24 protein-coding genes are annotated in these 19,607 nt (G+C 44.2%); 18 read left to right on the forward strand and 6 right to left on the reverse strand.

Annotated features, from left to right (window positions below):
• Positions 1–232 precede the first annotated feature (232 nt).
• The 7 genes from cyoE to IRE19_RS03675 all read left to right on the forward strand — a co-directional run bounded on the left by cyoE (position 233) and on the right by IRE19_RS03675 (position 6,860).
• Positions 233–1,150, forward strand: a complete 918-nt coding sequence (cyoE, locus tag IRE19_RS03645; RefSeq protein WP_203339376.1) for a heme o synthase — start codon at positions 233–235, stop codon at positions 1,148–1,150.
• A 51-nt stretch (positions 1,151–1,201) separates the two neighbouring features.
• The gene (gene coxB / locus IRE19_RS03650; RefSeq protein WP_191713964.1) at positions 1,202–2,293 is read left to right on the forward strand and encodes a cytochrome c oxidase subunit II; all 1,092 of its coding nucleotides are present in this window, start codon (positions 1,202–1,204) and stop codon (positions 2,291–2,293) included.
• Positions 2,294–2,324: 31 nt separating this feature from the next.
• Positions 2,325–4,208: a cytochrome c oxidase subunit I gene (locus IRE19_RS03655; protein WP_191713965.1), complete on the forward strand. Its 1,884-nt coding sequence runs from the start codon at positions 2,325–2,327 to the stop codon at positions 4,206–4,208.
• The gene (locus IRE19_RS03660; protein WP_203339377.1) at positions 4,198–4,824 is read left to right on the forward strand and encodes a cytochrome (ubi)quinol oxidase subunit III; all 627 of its coding nucleotides are present in this window, start codon (positions 4,198–4,200) and stop codon (positions 4,822–4,824) included. The genes IRE19_RS03655 and IRE19_RS03660 overlap by 11 nt, the downstream gene beginning before the upstream one ends.
• Positions 4,824–5,156, forward strand: a complete 333-nt coding sequence (gene ctaF, locus IRE19_RS03665; RefSeq protein ID WP_203339378.1) for a cytochrome c oxidase subunit IVB — start codon at positions 4,824–4,826, stop codon at positions 5,154–5,156. Before IRE19_RS03660 ends, ctaF begins: the two co-directional genes overlap by 1 nt.
• A gap of 303 nt (positions 5,157–5,459) precedes the next feature.
• Positions 5,460–6,383 (forward strand): cytochrome c oxidase assembly factor CtaG, encoded by a 924-nt coding sequence (gene ctaG / locus IRE19_RS03670; protein ID WP_203339379.1) that lies wholly within the window; start codon positions 5,460–5,462, stop codon positions 6,381–6,383.
• A gap of 15 nt (positions 6,384–6,398) precedes the next feature.
• Complete coding sequence (locus tag IRE19_RS03675) at positions 6,399–6,860, forward strand: DUF420 domain-containing protein (RefSeq protein WP_203339380.1); 462 nt, start codon at positions 6,399–6,401, stop codon at positions 6,858–6,860.
• 28 nt (positions 6,861–6,888) lie between these two features.
• Here IRE19_RS03675 and ytvI read toward each other — a convergent pair whose 3' ends face one another.
• Positions 6,889–7,944: a sporulation integral membrane protein YtvI gene (ytvI, locus tag IRE19_RS03680; RefSeq protein WP_203339381.1), complete on the reverse strand. Its 1,056-nt coding sequence runs from the start codon at positions 7,942–7,944 to the stop codon at positions 6,889–6,891.
• Between the two features lie 80 nt (positions 7,945–8,024).
• Positions 8,025–8,390: a YugN family protein gene (locus tag IRE19_RS03685; RefSeq protein ID WP_191713971.1), complete on the reverse strand. Its 366-nt coding sequence runs from the start codon at positions 8,388–8,390 to the stop codon at positions 8,025–8,027.
• 144 nt (positions 8,391–8,534) lie between these two features.
• Here IRE19_RS03685 and IRE19_RS03690 point away from each other — a divergent pair, with 144 nt between their 5' ends.
• Positions 8,535–9,599, forward strand: coding sequence for a CAP domain-containing protein (locus tag IRE19_RS03690; protein ID WP_203339382.1), 1,065 nt, complete (start codon positions 8,535–8,537; stop codon positions 9,597–9,599).
• Here IRE19_RS03690 and IRE19_RS03695 read toward each other — a convergent pair.
• Positions 9,580–10,089: a PaaI family thioesterase gene (locus IRE19_RS03695; RefSeq protein ID WP_203339383.1), complete on the reverse strand. Its 510-nt coding sequence runs from the start codon at positions 10,087–10,089 to the stop codon at positions 9,580–9,582. The two genes, IRE19_RS03690 and IRE19_RS03695, sit on opposite strands and share 20 nt — an antisense overlap.
• A 75-nt stretch (positions 10,090–10,164) precedes the next feature.
• On the opposite strand from IRE19_RS03695, the gene IRE19_RS03700 reads away from it, so the two are divergent.
• Positions 10,165–10,611 carry a YlbF/YmcA family competence regulator gene (locus IRE19_RS03700; RefSeq protein ID WP_203339384.1) on the forward strand — a complete coding sequence of 149 codons (447 nt, stop codon included), beginning with the start codon at positions 10,165–10,167 and terminating at the stop codon, positions 10,609–10,611.
• A 69-nt stretch (positions 10,612–10,680) separates the two neighbouring features.
• Here IRE19_RS03700 and IRE19_RS03705 read toward each other — a convergent pair whose 3' ends face one another.
• Positions 10,681–11,586: a glycerophosphodiester phosphodiesterase family protein gene (locus IRE19_RS03705; RefSeq protein ID WP_203339385.1), complete on the reverse strand. Its 906-nt coding sequence runs from the start codon at positions 11,584–11,586 to the stop codon at positions 10,681–10,683.
• Between the two features lie 261 nt (positions 11,587–11,847).
• Here IRE19_RS03705 and IRE19_RS03710 point away from each other — a divergent pair, with 261 nt between their 5' ends.
• A complete protein-coding gene (locus IRE19_RS03710) occupies positions 11,848–12,120 on the forward strand; it encodes a YlbG family protein (protein WP_191713976.1) in 273 nt (90 codons plus the stop codon).
• On the opposite strand, the gene IRE19_RS03715 is transcribed toward IRE19_RS03710, so the two are convergent.
• Complete coding sequence (locus tag IRE19_RS03715) at positions 12,121–12,501, reverse strand: DUF7147 family protein (RefSeq protein WP_203339701.1); 381 nt, start codon at positions 12,499–12,501, stop codon at positions 12,121–12,123.
• Between the two features lie 83 nt (positions 12,502–12,584).
• Here IRE19_RS03715 and rsmD point away from each other — a divergent pair, with 83 nt between their 5' ends.
• The 3 genes from rsmD to IRE19_RS03730 all read left to right on the forward strand — a co-directional run bounded on the left by rsmD (position 12,585) and on the right by IRE19_RS03730 (position 14,733).
• Positions 12,585–13,160 (forward strand): 16S rRNA (guanine(966)-N(2))-methyltransferase RsmD, encoded by a 576-nt coding sequence (rsmD, locus tag IRE19_RS03720; protein WP_191713977.1) that lies wholly within the window; start codon positions 12,585–12,587, stop codon positions 13,158–13,160.
• Positions 13,153–13,632: a pantetheine-phosphate adenylyltransferase gene (coaD, locus tag IRE19_RS03725; RefSeq protein ID WP_191713978.1), complete on the forward strand. Its 480-nt coding sequence runs from the start codon at positions 13,153–13,155 to the stop codon at positions 13,630–13,632. The genes rsmD and coaD overlap by 8 nt, the downstream gene beginning before the upstream one ends.
• 75 nt (positions 13,633–13,707) lie before the next feature.
• Positions 13,708–14,733, forward strand: coding sequence for a SepM family pheromone-processing serine protease (locus tag IRE19_RS03730; RefSeq protein ID WP_203339386.1), 1,026 nt, complete (start codon positions 13,708–13,710; stop codon positions 14,731–14,733).
• Here IRE19_RS03730 and IRE19_RS03735 read toward each other — a convergent pair.
• Positions 14,721–15,920, reverse strand: a complete 1,200-nt coding sequence (locus tag IRE19_RS03735) for a nucleotidyltransferase (protein ID WP_203339387.1) — start codon at positions 15,918–15,920, stop codon at positions 14,721–14,723. The two genes, IRE19_RS03730 and IRE19_RS03735, sit on opposite strands and share 13 nt — an antisense overlap.
• 126 nt (positions 15,921–16,046) lie before the next feature.
• On the opposite strand from IRE19_RS03735, the gene IRE19_RS03740 reads away from it, so the two are divergent.
• From IRE19_RS03740 to IRE19_RS03760, 5 genes are all read left to right on the forward strand, one after another.
• Positions 16,047–16,580 carry a YceD family protein gene (locus IRE19_RS03740; RefSeq protein ID WP_191713981.1) on the forward strand — a complete coding sequence of 178 codons (534 nt, stop codon included), beginning with the start codon at positions 16,047–16,049 and terminating at the stop codon, positions 16,578–16,580.
• Positions 16,581–16,604: 24 nt separating this feature from the next.
• Positions 16,605–16,781, forward strand: coding sequence for a 50S ribosomal protein L32 (rpmF, locus tag IRE19_RS03745; protein WP_006828847.1), 177 nt, complete (start codon positions 16,605–16,607; stop codon positions 16,779–16,781).
• Between the two features lie 122 nt (positions 16,782–16,903).
• Entirely contained in the window at positions 16,904–17,656 is a 753-nt protein-coding gene (locus IRE19_RS03750; protein ID WP_203339388.1) for an enoyl-CoA hydratase/isomerase family protein, read from the forward strand.
• 231 nt (positions 17,657–17,887) lie between these two features.
• Positions 17,888–19,237 carry an acetyl-CoA carboxylase biotin carboxylase subunit gene (locus IRE19_RS03755; RefSeq protein WP_203339389.1) on the forward strand — a complete coding sequence of 450 codons (1,350 nt, stop codon included), beginning with the start codon at positions 17,888–17,890 and terminating at the stop codon, positions 19,235–19,237.
• A complete protein-coding gene (locus IRE19_RS03760) occupies positions 19,234–19,449 on the forward strand; it encodes a biotin/lipoyl-containing protein (RefSeq protein ID WP_191713984.1) in 216 nt (71 codons plus the stop codon). Before IRE19_RS03755 ends, IRE19_RS03760 begins: the two co-directional genes overlap by 4 nt.
• Positions 19,450–19,607 lie beyond the last annotated feature (158 nt).

The following is a 19,607-nucleotide window of genomic DNA, read 5'->3' on the forward strand; positions in this document are numbered from 1 at the left end:
AGATTTGGACATAATAATTGGAGCTTCACAAACTGTTCAAAAACTATTATTTTTCTATCTTAAAATAGTGAGGCCGTTCATGTATGATAGGAGATGGATATTTGTGAGACCATTTGCGTGAAAATCATCTCTTTTATCAGGAAATTTCAGTTATATGTAGAAAAACAACTGGAATTTAGATATAGTTATGGTTAGCGGAATATGCTTACAACTTTGAAAGGAGGGGAATTATATGTCAAACGGCCGGGCAATGTCTGCAGAGGCGAACGAAGCTCCGGAAGCGTCCACATTTCTGAAAGACTTCTTGGCACTTATAAAAATTGGAATTGTGAATTCTAATTTAATTACTGTTTTTACAGGATTGTGGCTCGCCTTCCAGTTCTCTGACAGACATTTTCTGAGTGAGCTGAATATCCTCGTCTATACAATAGTCGGTTCTGCACTGATCATTGCGGGTTCTGCAGCCATGAACAACTACATCGATACGGATATAGACCCGTTAATGGAAAGTAAGAAAGCACGTCCGACAGTGACAGGAAGATTTAAGCCATCTGCTGTATTGGCACTCGCTGTTTCTTTCATCGTTATAGGCGAAATATTTTTGTTTTCCGCTTCTGTATCAGCTGGTATATTGGGAATTGCCGGAGTTTTAGCGTATGTCGTCTTATATTCCATGTGGTCAAAAAGACGGCATGTCAGCAACACGATCGTGGGGAGTATCTCTGGTGCGATTCCGCCACTTATCGGATGGGCAGCTGTAGAACCATCACTGGGCGCAGGCGCTTGGGCGTTATTCCTAATCATGTTCATTTGGCAGCCACCGCATTTTTATGCACTGGCTATGAAACGGACAGAAGAGTATCGGGCAGCGAATATTCCTATGCTACCGGTAGTTAAGGGTTTTCACCGAACAAAAAAATCGATGCTTGCATGGGTTGTAATGCTTTTCCCTCTGCCATTCCTATTAATGGAACTCGGGACAGGCTTCATCATCTTAGCTACACTTTTGAATATCGGCTGGCTTGTATTGGCTATTCGCGGTTTTAAAGTGACTGATGATTTGAAATGGGCGAAGACAATGTTTATCTATTCATTGAACTATATGACCATTTTATTTGTTTCAATGATTATTTTCGCTGTCTTTGTCTGATCAATATTTCTAAAGAGAAATTATTTAAATGAGAGAGGGGTATGAAAAGCTATGATGAAAGGGATTAAAAAATGGCGCCTTTTCGCATTGATGACCACATTACTGGTTTTTCTTGCGGGATGCGGACGTGAAGAGATTTCAACTTTAATACCAGCAGGCAAAGTTGCTCAAGATCAATTTAATTTATTGATTTTATCATCTATCGTTATGTTGTTTGTCATTATTGTTGTGTCGATTATCTTCGTATTGGCAATTGTTAAGTTCCGCCGTTCTAAAATGGGAGAAGACATGATCCCAGAACAAGTCGAAGGAAGCGCGAGATTAGAATTTATCTGGACAGCTGTTCCGATTGTTCTTCTTTTGATCCTTGCTGTTCCGACAGTGTACTCGACATTCGATTTGGCTGACGTTACATCTATGGACGTTCAGGCTGAGGATGGCAATTCGACTCATTTAACAGTCAACGTAACCGGTAAACTTTACTGGTGGGAATTTGAATACCCGGAACAAGGCATTACAACTGCACAAGAGTTAGTTGTACCGACTGATGAGCGTGTTTATTTCAACTTGATTTCTGCGGATATCAAACACTCATTCTGGATTCCATCCATTGGCGGTAAATTGGATGTTAACCCTGAAAACGTAAACACTTTCTACCTTGAATTTGACCAGGAATCTTCAGAACTTGAAGATGGCGTATTCTATGGTAAATGTGCTGAGCTTTGCGGACCTTCTCACGCATTGATGGATTTCAAAGTGAAATCTGTAGATCGCGAAGAGTTTGACCAATGGGTAACGGCAATGCAGGCTGAACCAACTCCTGCCGAAGGCGCTCTTGCTCAGCAAGGTGAAGAATTGTTCGGACAAGACGGATTAGCTTGTATTTCTTGTCACGCAACTTCAGGTGCAGTCACTGCTTCTGGAGTAGGCCCTAACATGGCGACATTCGGCGACCGCAACCGTGTTGCAGGATACTTAGAACACAATGAAGAAAACCTTAAAAACTGGATTGCAGATCCACAAGAATACAAGCCGGGCAACTTGATGCCGGATGCCGCTTCTTTAAACGGGGGCAACGAATTGACAGACCAAGAACTTGATGCTCTTGCAGCCTATTTGATGGGCTTATCAGTCGAAGAGTAGAAATAAAGCTTAAAAAAGGGAGGTATACAGTGTGAGTTCTATTGCTCAAAAAAAGGGCTTCGGCGCTACGATTTGGGACTTCATGACAACGGTCGACCATAAGAAGATCGCAATCCTTTATCTCATCTCAGGTGGTATTTTCTTCCTGATCGGTGGATTGGAAGCGATGTTGATCCGTGTCCAGTTGGCTAAAGCAGGGAATGATTTCCTAAGTGCTGGAACATATAACGAAATTATAACAATGCACGGTACTACCATGATTTTCTTGGCAGCAATGCCGATTTTACTGGCTTTCATGAACGCTATTATGCCTTTGCAAATCGGCGCGCGTGATGTAGCTTTCCCATTCTTGAATTCATTAGGTTTCTGGCTTTTCTTCTTTGGTGGTATTTTCCTTAACCTTTCATGGTTTATGGGAGGAGCACCAGATGCAGGTTGGACGAACTATGCTTCTCTAGCCCTTGCATCCGAAGGAAAAGGCATTGACTTCTATTCACTGGGATTAACGATTTCCGGTTTTGGTACGCTGATCGCAGGGATTAACTTCTTGGTAACGATCATCAACATGCGTGCTCCGGGTATGACTTACATGAGAATGCCTTTGTTCACATGGACAACTTTCGTTGCTTCTGCGTTGATCTTATTGGCATTCCCGCCACTTACTGTTGGACTTTTCTTCATGGTCTTCGACCGTATGTTCGACGCTAACTTCTTTGCAGTTGAAATGGGCGGTAACACGATCATTTGGGAGCATTTATTCTGGATCTTCGGTCACCCTGAAGTTTACATCTTGATTTTGCCGGCTTTCGGTATTTTCTCCGAAATCTTTGCGATCTTCTCACGTAAACGCCTATTCGGTTACACTGCACTTGTTTTCGCAACAATCCTTATCGGTTTCTACGGATTCATGGTTTGGGCTCACCACATGTTCACAGTCGGTTTAGGGCCAACAGCCAACGCTGTCTTCGCACTTGCGACTATGATCATTGCAGTCCCAACCGGTATTAAGATCTTCAACTGGCTCTTAACGATATGGGGAGGGAATATTTCCTTCTCAGTACCAATGATCTACGCTGTAGCATTCATTCCGTCATTCGTTGCGGGTGGGGTTACAGGGGTGATGCAGGCAATCGCTCCTTTGGATTACCAGTTGCATGACTCTTACTTTATCGTAGCTCACTTCCACTACGTAATTGTAGGTGGGGTGGTTCTGGCAATTTTGGCAGGTACACATTTATACTGGCCGAAAATGTTCGGAACGATGCTTAGTGAAAAATTAGGCAAATGGACGTTCTGGTTCTTCTTCATCGGATTCCATTTAACATTCTTCATTCAGCATTTCCTAGGCTTGATGGGTATGCCACGCCGTGTTTACACGTTCGGAGCAGACCAGGGCTGGGATCTATTCAACGCAATCAGTTCTGTTGGTGCATTATTCATGGCTATCGGTGTAATTATCCTTTTAGTCAACGTAGTATTGACATCTATTAAAAACGAGCGCGTCGGCAATGACCCATGGGGTGATGGCCGTACATTGGAATGGGCAATTGCATCTCCACCGCCGTTCTATAACTTTGCTCAAACTCCATTAGTTCGTGGTCTTGATTCAGTGTGGATCGAAAAAATGGATGGCAACAAAAAAGGTATGATTTTCGCTGAACCTCTTGGCGATATCCATATGCCGAATGGCTCGATCATTCCATTTGTAATTTCACTTGGTATGTTCATCGCTTCATTCGGAGCCCTGTACTTCCTCGATGGCGACAAGCCATGGGCGTTGGCAGTGTTGATTATTGGTCTGGGAATCACTTTCGGTTCGATGCTATTGCGTTCATTGAAAGATGATCTGGGCTTCCATATTACTAAAGCAGAATTACTTGAAGACGCGAAGGGAGGCAACACCGATGGACATTAATCAAAAATATACTCCTCAATCATGGCCGGAACATCCTGAAACGGCTACGATGGAGGGGAAAAATAAGTTTATTGGTTTCTGGTTGCTTCTTGCTGCGGAGACAGTAACGTTTGCTTCGCTTTTCGCAACTTACCTTGCATTAAAAGATAAAGGGCCAAGCGGCATGGAATTCTCTGCCGCTGGACTCTTTGAACTGCCACTTGTTTTTGCAATGACAATGATTCTTTTGACCTCATCATTGACAAGTGTTTACGCTATGTACCATATGAAAAACCACAATTTCAAAGCAATGCAGGCTTGGCTTGGAATTACAGTCCTGCTTGGTGCGACTTTCCTAGGGTTGGAAATCTATGAGTTTAACCATTATGTCCATTTGGGCTTCGGCTATACGAATAGTGCTTTCAGTTCAGCGTTTTATACATTAGTTGGAACGCACGGGGCTCACGTACTATTTGGTCTTAGCTGGTTTATCGCATTAATGCTGCGCAACTCAAAACGTGGATTGAATATGTACAACGCACCGAAATTCTATTTAGCTTCGTTATACTGGCATTTTATTGACGTCGTATGGGTATTCATCTTTACTGTCGTCTATTTGATGGGAGTGATCGGATAATGGCACACGATACACATATTCATGTAAGATCGCAGGCAGAATTCGAATACACGAAGAAAAAAAGAGCAGAAGAAATGCGGGGCCATTTAGCCACATTTGCAATCATGATTTTCTTGACATTGATTGCTTTTACAATGGTTACCGCTGGATTCTCAGCTTACTTGATTGTTCCTATTATTCTTTTGCTTGCAGCTATTCAAGTCGTTCTTCAACTTTACTACTTCATGCACATGAGCGGAAAAGGGCACGGCATGGTCGCGTTCTTCATGTTCTGTGGAATGTTTGTAGCTTTCATCACCATTCTTGCATTAGTAACAATTGTTTGGTGGTAGAATATCTTAAAACCCCCTTACCTTTCGAGGTAAAGGGGTTTTTTGTCTTTCGGATAAGTTTGTAGCTCAGAACATGAAGCTGCGTTAAAACGAGCCTGGAGTAGAATAAAGGCTATTCCCACTGATATAGTAAAAGTAGATGTCCGGTTTGTTGGTGCAAGAAGAAATGGCAATCGGTCCTCTGATCATCTCTCCATAAAAGAAGGGGTTTGCGCATTTGGGATTGTTCATAGTTCGTTCATTGATATAGTTTGAAGAGCACTATATAATGAGGGTACTTGAGGAAAAGGAGGTCCCATTACAATGCCAATCAGTATTTTCGGGTTTCAGGCTTTATGGAGTCCGTATTACTTAGCAGTCCTCGTTCTGGTGACGATTCTCTATTTTTTGGTCACTGTAAAGTGGCGTGGGAAATTTGAAGGAAATCAACCGCTTAGTGTAAAACAAGCTGCGCTTTTTACTTCAGGCATCGCTTTACTTTATATTATTAAAGGTTCACCAGTGGATTTATACGGACATATTTTGTTTACCATGCACATGGTCCAGATGGCATTATTGCTGTTATTGGTTCCACCGCTTTTGATTATGGGAATTCCGAGTTATATTTGGAAAGCTTTCACTGAGCTGCCTGTCATCAAACCATTATTTAACCTTTTAACAAAACCGATGCTTGCGTTGATCCTGTTTGGAATGGCCTTTTCTTTTTATCACATTCCAATGGTTTTTGATTTTGTTAAACAGGATGTTCTTCTCCATGGCGCTGTTAATATCGTATTGTTCACATCAGCGCTTTTGTATTGGTGGCCAGTGGTCAACAATTTGGAGGGCGTGCATAAATTCCACGGTTTGAAGAAATTGGCGTACTTATTCGGACTTAGTGTATTGGTAACTCCGGCGTGTGCGTTGATCATCTTCAGTGATACACCTTTCTATGCAACGTATACGAATGGAGAAGCCTGGCTTCAGGCAATGGCTCTATGTGTACCTGCAGGAACTCTTTCTCAGTTGAACCTTTCAGGGCCTGAGTTATTCTCTACGATGTCGACGATTGAGGACCAGCGGACGGGCGGAATTACAATGAAAATAATTCAAGAGCTCGTTTTCACAGTCTTTATCTGGTTGGTATTCTATGAATGGCTGCGCAATGAAAACGATAACGCTGATGAAATCACTGCAAAAGTTTTACAGGATCGAAAAGACATGGCTTACCACAGACACAATGCTTAAAGGAGAATAACTTAAATGAATTTGCCGCTACTGCCGACTATCAGTACATTTTTTATCGTATTAAGCGCAATTTTGGTGGCGATCGGCTGGAATCTGGTTCGTCGCCGCAAAATTGAAGCTCACAAGAAAGTGATGGTGGGAGCAGGTGCTGCGGCATTGACTTTCTTCATCATCTATATGTCTCGAACGATTTTTGTCGGAAACACCGCATTTGGTGGCCCTGACGAGTTGAAAATCTTTTACACAGTCTTTTTGATTTTCCATATCACCTTGGCTACGACAGGCGGAGTTATGGGCTTGATCACAATCTATTGGGGTTGGAAAAACCAACTGTCGAAACACCGTAAAATCGGACCGATCACCAGTGTGATCTGGTTCTCCACTGCGATAACAGGGGTTATGGTCTATCTGCTGCTTTATGTTTTCTATGAAGGCGGCCACACAACTTCTGTATTTAAAGCGATATTAGGTGGATAAAAAAAGGAACCCCGAGGGGTTCCTTTTTTTATACTTTAAAATCAATTTTAATCATGCCTGCTTCGCGAGCTGAAGTAAAGAGAATGACAATCAGCGGTCCGACGAAGAATCCAAGGAAGCCGATAAGCTGAAGCCCGATAAACATGGCTATTAATGTCGCTAAAGGAGACAGGCCGATTTGAGTTCCCATCACTTTCGGTTCTACAGTCCGGCGGATGATCAGAAGTACTAAAGCCAGAATAGCCAATTGGGTTCCTTGGACGATGTCACCGGTGATGAATTCGTAAGCAAACCAAGGCGTCAGGACGATGATCGAACCTAAAATAGGAATGAAATCAATCAGCCAAATCAGCAGGGACATCACAATCGCATATTCCGGTGCGATAAACGCCAGAGCTGCCAGTGAAACGATAAAGATAATGCAACTGACCAGGAATTGTGCTTTTAAGAAACCGAAAATCACTTTGTTCAAACGTGCAAACATAAAACGGACTTTTTCCGCTGTTGAATCTTTCAGTCGGTTGAAAAGCATGACTTTCAAATCCGGCAAGTCCAACATGAACAAAAAGAGCGCGATCAGGAAGACGATAAAGCTGACGAGAAAAGAAGGGATGCCTGTCAGCAGATTTGAAATGGTATCGTAATTGACAATGGTCAAAATCCAATTGCGGATTTCTTCCATGATGCCCGCAAGTTCAGTTTCAAATGAAGAGACCACTTCAACGGGCATATCTCTAGTTGAACGGAAAAAGAACCGTTGAAACTCATCCCACATAGCAGATAGGGAGTTGATGTATTCGGGTACCATTTTCGTAAATTGAATAATTTGGCCAACCAATTGCGTGATGGTCCAATAAAGCAAAGCGGAAACAATAACAAGAAATAGAATGAAAACAGAAATTACAGAGGTTTTTCTACGCCATTTAAACCTTTTTTGTATAAAATTAACAAGTGGTTCCAAAAAAATAGCCGTAATTAAGGCGATAATTAATGGGATGGAAATAGGCAGTATGTATATGGAAATTAAAATTAAGACCGCAATGACGATGGCGGTCGTTAATGTTCTCTTCGTCAACCACTTCACTGATCAAGTCCTCCTTATGAAATTAGGATATTCATGAATCGGTTTAAAAAACCGCAGTTCAATAGTGAACTGCGGAATTTTTATACGTTGATTTCGAAAGATTGAACATCCTTTTTGATGGAGTCTAATAATCCGATACAAGTTTTAACCAAGTGTTCTGGGAACTCTTCGTCTTCACCATATTCAACACCATGCGGATAATAATGTTTACCGAGTACCGGCTTCAAGACGCGCATAGTGGCATCGTTTGAATCAACATCTCCGTCAGTAGCATAAGCGAATACGCGCAGATAATATGTGCCTTCGCGTACGATGAATTTGCGGTCATAAGTGACACGCTCGTAATCCCATTGTCCTTCTTTTGTCAGACCATGTTTGTTCATGATGCTTTCAAGTAATGCAATATCTACGTGAATGTTTTCAAGTCCTGTATTTTCAAAATACATAGGATCTCTCCTCCTCTATAACAAAAAAGACTAAATGCTCCTTTAATAATAGATCATAATTTGAGTTGTTGCAATGGCTAGATTGTGTCAGTGTAAAGGCGGCTGTTATAATAGTGTTGATACAATAGCAAAGGGGCTGTTCGGTTGAAAGACTTGCTGCGCATTATGATTTTTCTATCGATCGTTCTAATCGGCTTATTTTATTTCGATCCTGCTATAAACGAGAATGATGTTCTAGAAGCACCGCGGACGGTAGAGCCTTTGCCGAACGAAGATATTGTGGATGAATCACTGGATATCGACCGGCCGGCCACAGGCATCTCCACCTATATCGGGGAGTCCAGCGACAAATGGGTTGAGCGATACGGAGAACCCGAACGGATTGAGCCATCTGCCTTCGGATACGACTGGTGGATATATAACGCATCATACGCCCATTTTACGATGATCGGCGTGAAAGAAGGGGAAATTGTCCAAGTCTATACGGCTGGAGCGGCAACAGATGCAGCTCCCTATAAAATTGGACAAAGCCTGGATGACCTGTACCGTTTCACTATTATAGAAAATGAAGTCACCATCAAGTATGAAACCAATACCTATACCTTCAATATTGCAGCAGAAGACTTGGACAAACGGCTGCTGGTCAAATTTGACGGGCTTTACGCACAATTGTATATCGACTCTATCGACCGATCATTGGAGGCCGTCCGTTTTATGGACGCGGAAACTTTAATTCGCCACCAGCCTTATGACATGATGTATTCAGGTGAGTTATTGCCGATCCAAACACCCTCTTCAACGCTTCAGCAATCCATCAATGAAGGGAATGCTAAACAGATTATCGATTTAGTCAATGTTTACCGGTTGCATCATCAAACCAGGCCGTTGGCCGTCAATCCTGTGGCCAACAAGGTCGCTGAAGCGAATAGCGAAGATATGGCTAAGCAGAATTTTTCTTCCGAGGAAATGGAAATCAAAGATCTGCATGCCCGCTTACAAGAAGCAGATATCGTGTTTAAGCAAGCGGCTGTCAACACGGCAACACGCTATTACGATGCAGCGGAGACAGTGCATGGCTGGACCAATTCGGACAGCCATCGTAAAACTTTGCTCAGCCAACAATACAACCAAACGGGAGTCGGTGTTTTCGGCAAGTACTATACCCAGACCTTCCTTGAAAAAGAGCCTGCTACTGTTGAGAAGCAATAGCAGGCTTTTCCTTTTTGGGGATGATGAAAAACGAACCGGTTGCTGTCGCAATATGTTTTCCATCCTCCTGAAAGATATTTCCTTCAAGTACCATCGTATGTCTGCCGCTGCGAATTACACGTGCCTGTGCACTTATTTTCTTTTCATCAGCCACAGTGAGATAGTTGATCGTCAGCGTCGTGGTTACAGCTGCAAATCCGGGATCGCATTTGCTGTTTGCCAGTGTGCCCATCGCAGTATCGAGCAGCACTGCCAGAATCCCACCATGGGGAATCCCTACGTTATTATGGATGTGGGGAGTATTTGGAATAGACACCATAGAAGCTTGGTCGTCTGTAATACGGGTCATGTCCAAACTTGCGCTTAAATAGGTAGCAAATTCACCTTGCTGTTTTTTTTCGAAATTTGTCATGTAATCAGTCAGGATTTCTAAATCTTCAGCGCTGCTATTTTCGAGAATACGCTCCAATTGATGTGTTATCGGGTTCATGATGACAATCCTTTCAAGTCTGTAGTGAAATTCAAAAATATCTGCTATGATTAAAGCGTAAAGGAGGAAAATGCTATGATTATGACCTATGAATGGGCTGAAATAACTGACTTTGCAGATGAGTTAGGCCAAATGATCTTACAATCAGAGCAAGCTGACCTTTACCGGGCTGCTTATGCCTCTGTCTATAATGATAAAAATCTTGCGGATGAAATCCAGGCTTTCGCCAGATTAAAAGACCAATATGAAGAAGTACAGCGTTTTGGGAAATATCATCCGGAGTACTCACGGGTGATGAAACAGATCCGAGTCGATAAACGACGCTTGGACCTGAACGAAAAAGTGGCCAATCTGCGCTTGGCTGAAAATGAGCTTCAGGACCTTATGGACCAAGTGAGTTTTATCCTCGGAAGATCTGTTTCAGAGGCAGTAAAAATCCCTTCTACCAATCCATTTTTCTCATCCGAATCTTCCTGTGGAGGAAGTTGCGGTACAGGCGGCGGCTGTTCTTGTTCGGCATGATCGCTTTTTAGAGCCAAAGGCCATAAAAAAAGTGCAACGCTTGCGTTGCACTTTTTTCTATGCGGTTTCTTATTCCATGTCGGAAATGATTTCCACAGCTAGATCCGGTCGTCCGGTGATAATGCCTTTGGCTCCTGCGCCTATCAAAGCACGCATTGCATCCTGTTCATCAATGACCCAGTAATGCACGGGAATATTCAAACTCTCCAAGAACGCAATAAAGCGGGGAGAATCCAACCGGAACACAGAGGATTTGACAGGAATCTGGAAAACGTCTGCCCGCGGCTGATACAAATGGCCAAACTGGCTATTGTAGGCCGTATAAGCTTTTCTGACTTCATTCTCGCCTGCGCCGATGGCTACACGGTTTTGTGCATATAAATTAAATCGGTCAATTTGTTCATCGAAGAAAGAAGTCACGACCACGCGGTCTTGAGCTCCGAGTGAATCGATCAGACGCCATAGTTTAGAAGGCACTAAACTGCCTTCATAGGTTGCAGGATCGTCCTTTATGTCGATATTGATAAACATTTGAGGGAATTTTTCAATCAGTTCGCGCAACAATACAACCCGTTCGTTTTTCCCGCGGTAAGAATGGTTGCCATCGGTATCGATAAAATGATAGCCGAGATCGAAAGCCTTCAACTGGTCAAGCGACATGTCTGCAACTCTGCCAGCCCCATCCGTAGTCCGGTCGATGAATTCATCATGGAAAACCAGGATTTCTTCATCATTGGTCATGCGGATATCGATTTCGAAACCATGGACTCCAAGATCAGCTGAGCGATTGAATGCAGCCATAGTGTTTTCAGGCGCCAATTTGCTGCCGCCCCGATGTGCCAGGACGATTGGGCGTTCGTAATTCAAAACTTCTTTTGCGGGCCGTTGCTGGGGGTTAGCCAATGCTTTAGAGCCTGCCCATGCAGCAGCTCCGACAGCCGCAGCTGCTAAGCCGATTTTTGTCTTTTTACCCATACTTGTTGTTACCTCCCTGAAATACTGTAATAAAAACAGTATAGCGAATTGAATGGTGCACTGTCATTTTATCCCTCTTTAACAACCAGAAAAATTTCAGCGTCTGCAAGTGAAAAAATCAGCTGTCTGCAAAAGTCTATTAACAAGCTTGGACAATCAGCTGCGGATCAACACTTCTGAAGCAATGGAAGTTTCTCGGTATTCGGTTGCGGCTTTTTTCTTTCCTATGGTATTCTAGAAGCTAAGAAAAGAGGGATACTTATGCATGATCGCCAAGGCCTCATTGTCTATGTGCATCATTTGAAACAAGCTAAATCGCTGCGGAAATTTGGGCATGTCCATTATATTTCCCGCAGATTGAAATACGTCGTCCTGTATATGGACCAGGATGTCATAGAAGCAACCAAAACGAAATTAAATAAATTGCCTTATGTAAAACAAGTGCTCGAATCATACCGTCCCTTCCTGAAAACGGAATATGAAAATGCCAAGCCTGATAAAGCAAAAGAATATGATTACAAGATTGGCTTGTAATTATTGCATCGGCGGAATGTAATGGTTTAATCTTAAAACGGAAATCAAGTGGTTGTGGAAAAATTTTCTGTCTGCATAAACGGAAGAGTGTTTAACTTCCATTTTGATCGGCGTATGTCCGAGTGCAGCAACCGCTTGTTCAAATACGTCCAACCGCTTGGAATTGACTGGAATTCCTTCGCGGCAAATATAGATCGGCATAAAGTTTCCTTCAGCAGCCGGTTTGAATGCAGCAGCAATTGATAGTACATCCTGTCCCTGCGGATTGGTGGAGAGAAAAACAAATCCATGCATGAAACGTTGTTGATTGCTTGTGATGAGTTCGCGGAGCTCATAGATATCTCCGTACCCTTCTCCGAGTTCGATAAAACGTTGTATCATCATTTCACGTCCTTTCCAGTCTTCATTTTACCATTATGCATGTAAAATGCATCAAGAAAATCATTTAAGTTAGAGGCGATAGTATGCGTGTTGTAGCAGGCTCGGTTAAAGGGATCCCATTAAAGGCGGTGCCTGGCAATTCCACCAGACCGACGACAGATAAAGTGAAAGAATCCATTTTCAATATGATCGGCCCATTTTTTGATGGAGGCGTTGCGTTGGACCTGTTTGCCGGAAGCGGCGGACTGGGCATTGAAGCGCTTAGCCGCGGCATTGACCATGTCATTTTTACAGACAAGGACCGCCGAGCGGTTGAAACGATCCAAAGCAACTTGGAAAAGACACGCCTTACGGACCAGGCAGAAGTATTTCGGGCCGATGCGGAACGGGCGGTCAAGGCCATAAAGAAGAACGGTGTACAGGCGAGGTTGTTGTTCCTGGATCCTCCATATCATTTGAAAAAATCCTATGATTTGATGGACAAAGCGGGAGAATTGGAAATCGTGACGAAAGATGCGATTATAGTTTGTGAGCACGACAAGGAAGTGGAGCTTCCGGATCGCACTAAGTATTTTGAACGCTATAAAAAAGAACTTTACGGGAGCACCATCATTTCAATTTACCGTTACCAGGGGGAAGAGGGAGAACGCATTGACTAAAATTGCTGTAGTTCCAGGGAGTTTTGACCCGATAACAATGGGGCATCTGGATATCATTAAACGCGCATCCACTATTTTTGATGAAGTGAAAGTCGTGGTTATGAACAATTCTTCAAAAAATCCTTTATTTGACGTCAACGAGCGTATGGATCTGATTTCGCAAGTGACGCAATCGATTCCGAATGTCAAAGTGGATTCTTTTTCAGGATTGCTGATTGATTACTCAGTTGAAGTAAAAGCAAACGCTATCATTCGCGGCCTTCGAGCTGTCAGTGATTTTGAATACGAAATGCAAATCACATCCATGAACCGGTTCTTAAATGAAAATATCGAAACTTTGTTCATGGTATCCAACAACCAATATTCGTTCCTCAGTTCGAGTATTGTTAAAGAAGTGGCAAAATACAAAGGCAGCATTACCGGTCTTGTACCCGAAGCGGTCGAAAAGGCTCTTCATTCAAAATTTCAGTGAGTCACGATTTTCGTGGCTTTTTCTTATGGATAGCTTAAGGCAGCAACGATTTCAGCCGATGAAAGGAAGAACTGGATGAAAAATAAACGATTACTCATTTTCGTCGCGGTGGTGGCTTTGGTGGTCTTTCTGTCTTCTTATCGTTTGGATGCCTATATTACAAGACCCGGAGGCGCATACGAGCTGTCACCGCTTGTAGAAGTCGCAGGAGGCGACGAAGACGATGAAGGGAGCCTCAGCCTGATGACGGTTTCCATGCTGACGGCGACTCCCGCTTTGTATGTCTGGGCAAAATTCCAGGATGGCTACAAGGTCATACCGCCGGAGCAGGTCAGAAGCCCTCATGAAAGCGATGAAGAATACAATGTGCGTCAGTTGAAGCTCATGTCCGATTCACAGGTGAATGCGTTGCAGATTGCATTTGAGCAGGCGGAGTTGCCATACGAAGTCAGCAACGATGGCGTCTTTGTCCTGAATGTATTAAATGGGGGAGCGGCAGATGGCATTTTAGCGCCTGGGGACCGAGTCCTCGAAGTGGATAGCAATAATTTCAGCGAAATGCAGGAGTTCATCGATTATTTAAGCGACAAGAAAGCCGGTGAACAGGTGGAAGTGCTTTATGAGCGGGATGGCCGCGAAATCAGTACAGCCATCGAATTGGCGCCGCTGCCGACTGATCCGGAACGGGTCGGCCTCGGGATATCTTTTGTTGAAGATAAAAGTATCGAGACAACGCCTGAAGTGAAAATCGACTCCGATACCATTGGCGGCCCTTCCGCTGGTTTGATGTTCACACTTGAGATCCTGAACCAGCTGGTGGATGAAGATATTACTAAAGGCTATGATATCGCCGGCACCGGTACCATGGAAAGTGATGGTTCTGTAGGCAGAATTGGCGGCATCGATCAAAAAATCATGGCTGCTGATTCTGCAGGCATTGACATTTTCTTTGCGCCGAACGCAGCAGTGGAAGGCGGCGGTGACAGCAACTATACCATCGCTGTGGAAACGGCCGAAAAAATCGGCACAGCGATGGAAATCGTTCCAGTCGATACGGTGGAAGATGCCTTGGCATTTTTGGAAGAACTTCAGCCCCGGTAAATCGGCGGTGTTGTGAATTCTTTTTTTAACTCAGTGGAGCCTATACCTTGTAAGTACATCGCAGTGGCATGAATATCAAGTTTTCCCATCGGGTCGTCCAGCTCAGCTGCACGGCTCACTACAGGAAGCTTGATATTCTTTTTTTGCAGATTTAGATAGCTTCTCCCGGCTTCTGACATGCCGAGGAGCCTGATATAAGCCGGAGCTTCAAATGAGCGCAGGAGCTGCCACGTAAAGCCTGTGTAGATATGCGTCAGCATCCGTTGGATCCGTGTCCGTGTAAACCGTTTTGATTTAATCAGTGAAATGAACGCTTCAAAGCTGTCTGCTGTTTTGGCGGACTGGTAGATTAAATTTTCGATGCCTTCAGTCACTTCGGCATACTGCTTCAACCTTTTCGGCCCTTCCCGCAAAACTGTAAAGCGCAACAAAGGATAAAACTGTTCCCAGCTGGCGAAGGTGCCGTATTCTTTTTCCACTTTCTTTAATGACGCAATCGAAGTTTTTGGCATATAAGCCGATAATTCCTCGACGGAGTCTCCTTTAAAGAATGCATCGCGAATCCCGGTGGCACTGGCAATCGGCAGTCCTGCTTGGATCGGGTCATGATAATTGGCGCCTATCCGCTGGATGGTCAAGGGGGTTATGGAAGAACCTAGTTTTTGAGCGGCTTCCAGATAATGAAAACCTAAAATATTATTCGGCTGCGTCAAATCGGCAAAGTCCGTGCCATTGCCGACCAAAGACAAGTAGGCGTTATTCAGTGCTTTGGGGTAGCTGATGCCGGTCTGGACAGCTTCATGGATAAGCTGCTGGTATTCCACCGCATGTTCAGTCAGCAATTGGTGTGAATTCAAGAATGGCTCAATAGCCCCCTGTTCACTGCCGAAGCAAAAAGAAGAGCAGCCGATGGCATCGAGCAGCGCGATGCCGCCTTTTGCGAAATCTGCGGCCTGAGCCGTTGCATACACATAGGGAAGTTCTATTACCATATCGATGCCGGCATCCAATGCCATCTCTGTGCGTGCCCATTTATCGGCGAATGCCGGTTCCCCGCGCTGCAGGAACTGTCCGCTCATCGCTGCGATGACGATGTCGGCGCCTGACTCTTTACGGGCTTGCTGTGCGTGATGGAGGTGTCCGTTATGAAAAGGGTTGTATTCAACTATAATTCCTACAGCTTCCAATCTGCTCACCTCTTTGGTAGAATTAACAATAGTATACCGATGTTTGAAATAGTGTGACAAGATTTTTTCTTGACATCTTTTTCTGTGCATTATATAATCAACTTTGTTGTCTTGAGGTGATTACTTATGAAAATAGCGATTCAACAGCTTCAAAAGCATCGCAAAGACGGACTGCCAATTGACCAAATGGTTCATTTGGATGCAGTGAAATCACGGAATAGCGATATTCGGGAAATTTCACCTGTACATGTTACAGGACATTGCACAATTGGTTCGCAACAATTAACGTGCCAAATCCATCTCGAAGGTATGCTTACGCTGCCTTGTGCCAGAACTTGGGAGGATGTTGAGTTTCCGATAAACGTTGATTCGGTTGAAGTCTTCGATTGGTCTGAAAATGCCAAAGAGGATAAGCTAAGCGACGTTCACCCTGTAGAAACTGAGATCATTGATCTTCAGCCGATACTGGAAGAATTAGTTTTGCTGGAAATACCGATTCAGGTGTTTAAGGAAGACGCTGATCAGGCCGTCATCAAAGGCGGGAATGATTGGTCGTATTCAACAGACGAAGAGTACGAGGCTGAGAAAGAAGCGGCACCACCAAAACCGGATCCAAGACTTGCTGATTTAGCAAAGTATTTTGATCAGTCAGATGAATAGAATTAGTGTAAGGAGGTGTCACCAATGGCTGTACCAGCTAGAAGAACGTCCAAAACCGCTAAAAGAAAACGCCGTACACATTTTAAATTGTCAGTGCCGGGCATGGTAATTTGCCCAAGCTGTGGCGAAAGTAAATTGGCTCACCACGTCTGCAAAGCATGTGGATCATACAAAGGGAAAGAAGTAGTAGCAAGCAAATAAAACAGTATTTGCTGCTGAAAGGCTATTGAGAGGCCATGGCTCTCGATAGCCTTTTTCTCTATACATAAGCAAGTGGCGGATTTAACCGCCAACAGAAAAATTGGCAGAAGAGAGGGATTCTATTGTCTTATACAATCAACTTTACAGAGGGCATTATGACATTTACGATTGACCGGCCCCATATCCGCAACGCCATCAACGATGAAGTCACAATGGGGCTGGAGGAATTGGTAGATAAGGCACAGCATCCTTCTGTCCGGGCCGTCATCATTACAGCTGCCGGCAAACAGGCCTTTTGTTCAGGCGGCGACCTGTCGGTATTCCATGCCCTTCGAACGGAAGAACAGGCATACGGCATGCTGAAGCGCATGAGCGAAGTGCTCTATTCGATCAAAACACTGCCTGTACCGGTTGTGGCAGTTGTTAATGGTGCAGCAGTCGGCGGCGGCTGTGAAATCGCCACAGCGTGCGATTACAGGCTTGTATGGGATCATGCCAAGTGCGGCTTTATCCAAGGCACGCTAGCCATCACCAGCGGCTGGGGAGGCGGAACATATCTTCTGGAAACCTTGCAGCATGACAAAGCGTTGCAAATGCTCAGTGAAGCTAAGGTATATACAGCGTCTGAATTAAAAGAGTCCGGTTGGGCATCAGCTATTATTCGCAGTGACCAAGATATCATTGACTTTTTCAAATCGATGAAGAAAGTCCATCCCGACGTTCATCGTGCCTATAAGGAAATGTCCATCCGCAAATGGCAGAAGACCGATTTGAAAGAACGTGTGGAACAGGAAGTTAGAAGATGCGCTATTTTATGGGAGAAAGACGCCCATCATGATGCAGTCGATGGCTTCCTCAATAAAACAAAAAAATGAAATCCCTTTTCGAAGGGGTTTCTTTTTTTATGGAATTCTTCAGAAAGTCCGGGTGTGGCGCGCTTGAAGAGTAGACTGGGTCGTAGCTCCACACAACACGGGCTTGGCGATTTGAGAAAATAATTTTAAGTTTCAATCTACTTATAAAGAAATATTTTAATGAATAGTTGAAATCGCTTACAAAATTCGTATATGCTATAGAAGGGAGAAAACATAGGGGGTATTTCTAATATGAAAAAAATCCTGATCGCGAACCGGGGAGAAATCGCACGCCGAATCATTCGGACTTGCGAACGACTCGGCATCGAGACGGTTGCTATTCATTCTGAGGCAGATGGGGATCTGCCTTACGTCAGTGAAGCGACCCAAGCTGTACTGATCGGTCCAAATCCGGTCGTACAGTCTTACCTGCAAATTGATAAAATTATTGAAGAAGCTAAAAAACACGGTGTGGACGCCATCCATCCGGGATATGGCCTGCTGTCGGAAAATGCCGGTTTTGCCCGTCGCGTGGCAGAAGCCGGGATGGTCTTTATCGGACCTTCAAGCGATATCATCGAAAAGATGGGGGATAAAATTGAATCCCGCAGAACGATGATCAAGGCTTCTGTACCTGTCGTCCCTGGTACAGAAGAAGGTGTGACGACACTTGAAGAAGCTTTGCAGGAAGCTGAAGCTATCGGTTATCCATTGATGCTGAAAGCCAGTGCAGGCGGTGGTGGAATCGGTATGGTGCGCTGTGAAAGTGAGCAAGCGCTCACTCAACAGTTTGTCTCCGTTAAAAACCGCGCGAAGGCCTATTTTGGAGACGATGTGGTTTATTTGGAGAAATTTATTGCTGACGCCCGCCATATTGAAGTTCAGATTTTCGGCGACCACCATGGCAATCTTGTTCATTTATACGAACGGAATTGTTCAGTCCAGCGCCGCAACCAGAAAGTGATTGAAGAATCGCCTTCGCCGAATTTGCCGCAAGATGTCCGTGAACGGCTTTGCGAAGCTGCGCTGCTGGCTGGAAAAGCGGTTAACTACACCAATGCGGGAACCGTCGAATTTATCGTCGACCCGGATAATAACTTTTATTTCCTGGAGATGAATACGCGTTTGCAAGTCGAGCATCCTGTCACCGAAGAAGTGACAGGGCTGGATCTTGTTGAATGGCAGCTGACTGTAGCTGATGGGGGAGAATTGCCTTCTCAGGACAGCATACAGACAAAAGGCCACGCCATTGAGTACCGCGTGTATGCTGAAGACCCAAAAACATTTTTCCCATCTCCAGGTAAGCTCGAAAAGCTTCAATGGGGAGAAGGCGCACGTATTGAAACGGGTTATGAAGAAGGCAACCAAGTGACGCCTTTCTACGATCCGATGATTTCAAAAATTATCATCCGCGGAACCGACCGGATTGATGCTTTGTCAAAATCACAGACTTTTTTCAATCATGTTACAATTACTGGTGTAAAAACCAATATTCCTTTATTTAAGGAATTTATTAGGTCAGAAGAATTTATTTCAGGTGATTACGCAACTGCGGTATTGCCGCAATGGATGGAAAAAATAAAGGAGGAACACACATTATGAAAGAATTGAAAGCGTCTATGGCAGGAACGGTATTAAACGTATTGGCGGCTGAAGGGGAAGCGGTAACTGCCGGACAAGCTGTTTTGACAATCGAGTCCATGAAAATGGAAATTCCAGTAGAAGCTGAATTTGGCGGAAAAGTCGAGAAAGTTCATGTCGAAGTTGGCGGCTTTGTCAACGAAGGCGATCTGCTGTTGACGGTCGGCGAATAAAGAGAAACTTCAATCAGTGGGGGTTCTTCATCCCCCACTGGTAAAAAGCGGAACATCGGCTAAACGCGCCGCGTCCTGCGGCAACGCCTATGTAACCGACATCCTGTCGGCCCGATCCAATCGGACTTTTACGGTCAGTGGATCTCCCGCTTGCAGAA

Source organism: Planococcus beijingensis (assembly GCF_016820615.1).
GTDB lineage: Bacteria > Bacillota > Bacilli > Bacillales_A > Planococcaceae > Planococcus > Planococcus notacanthi.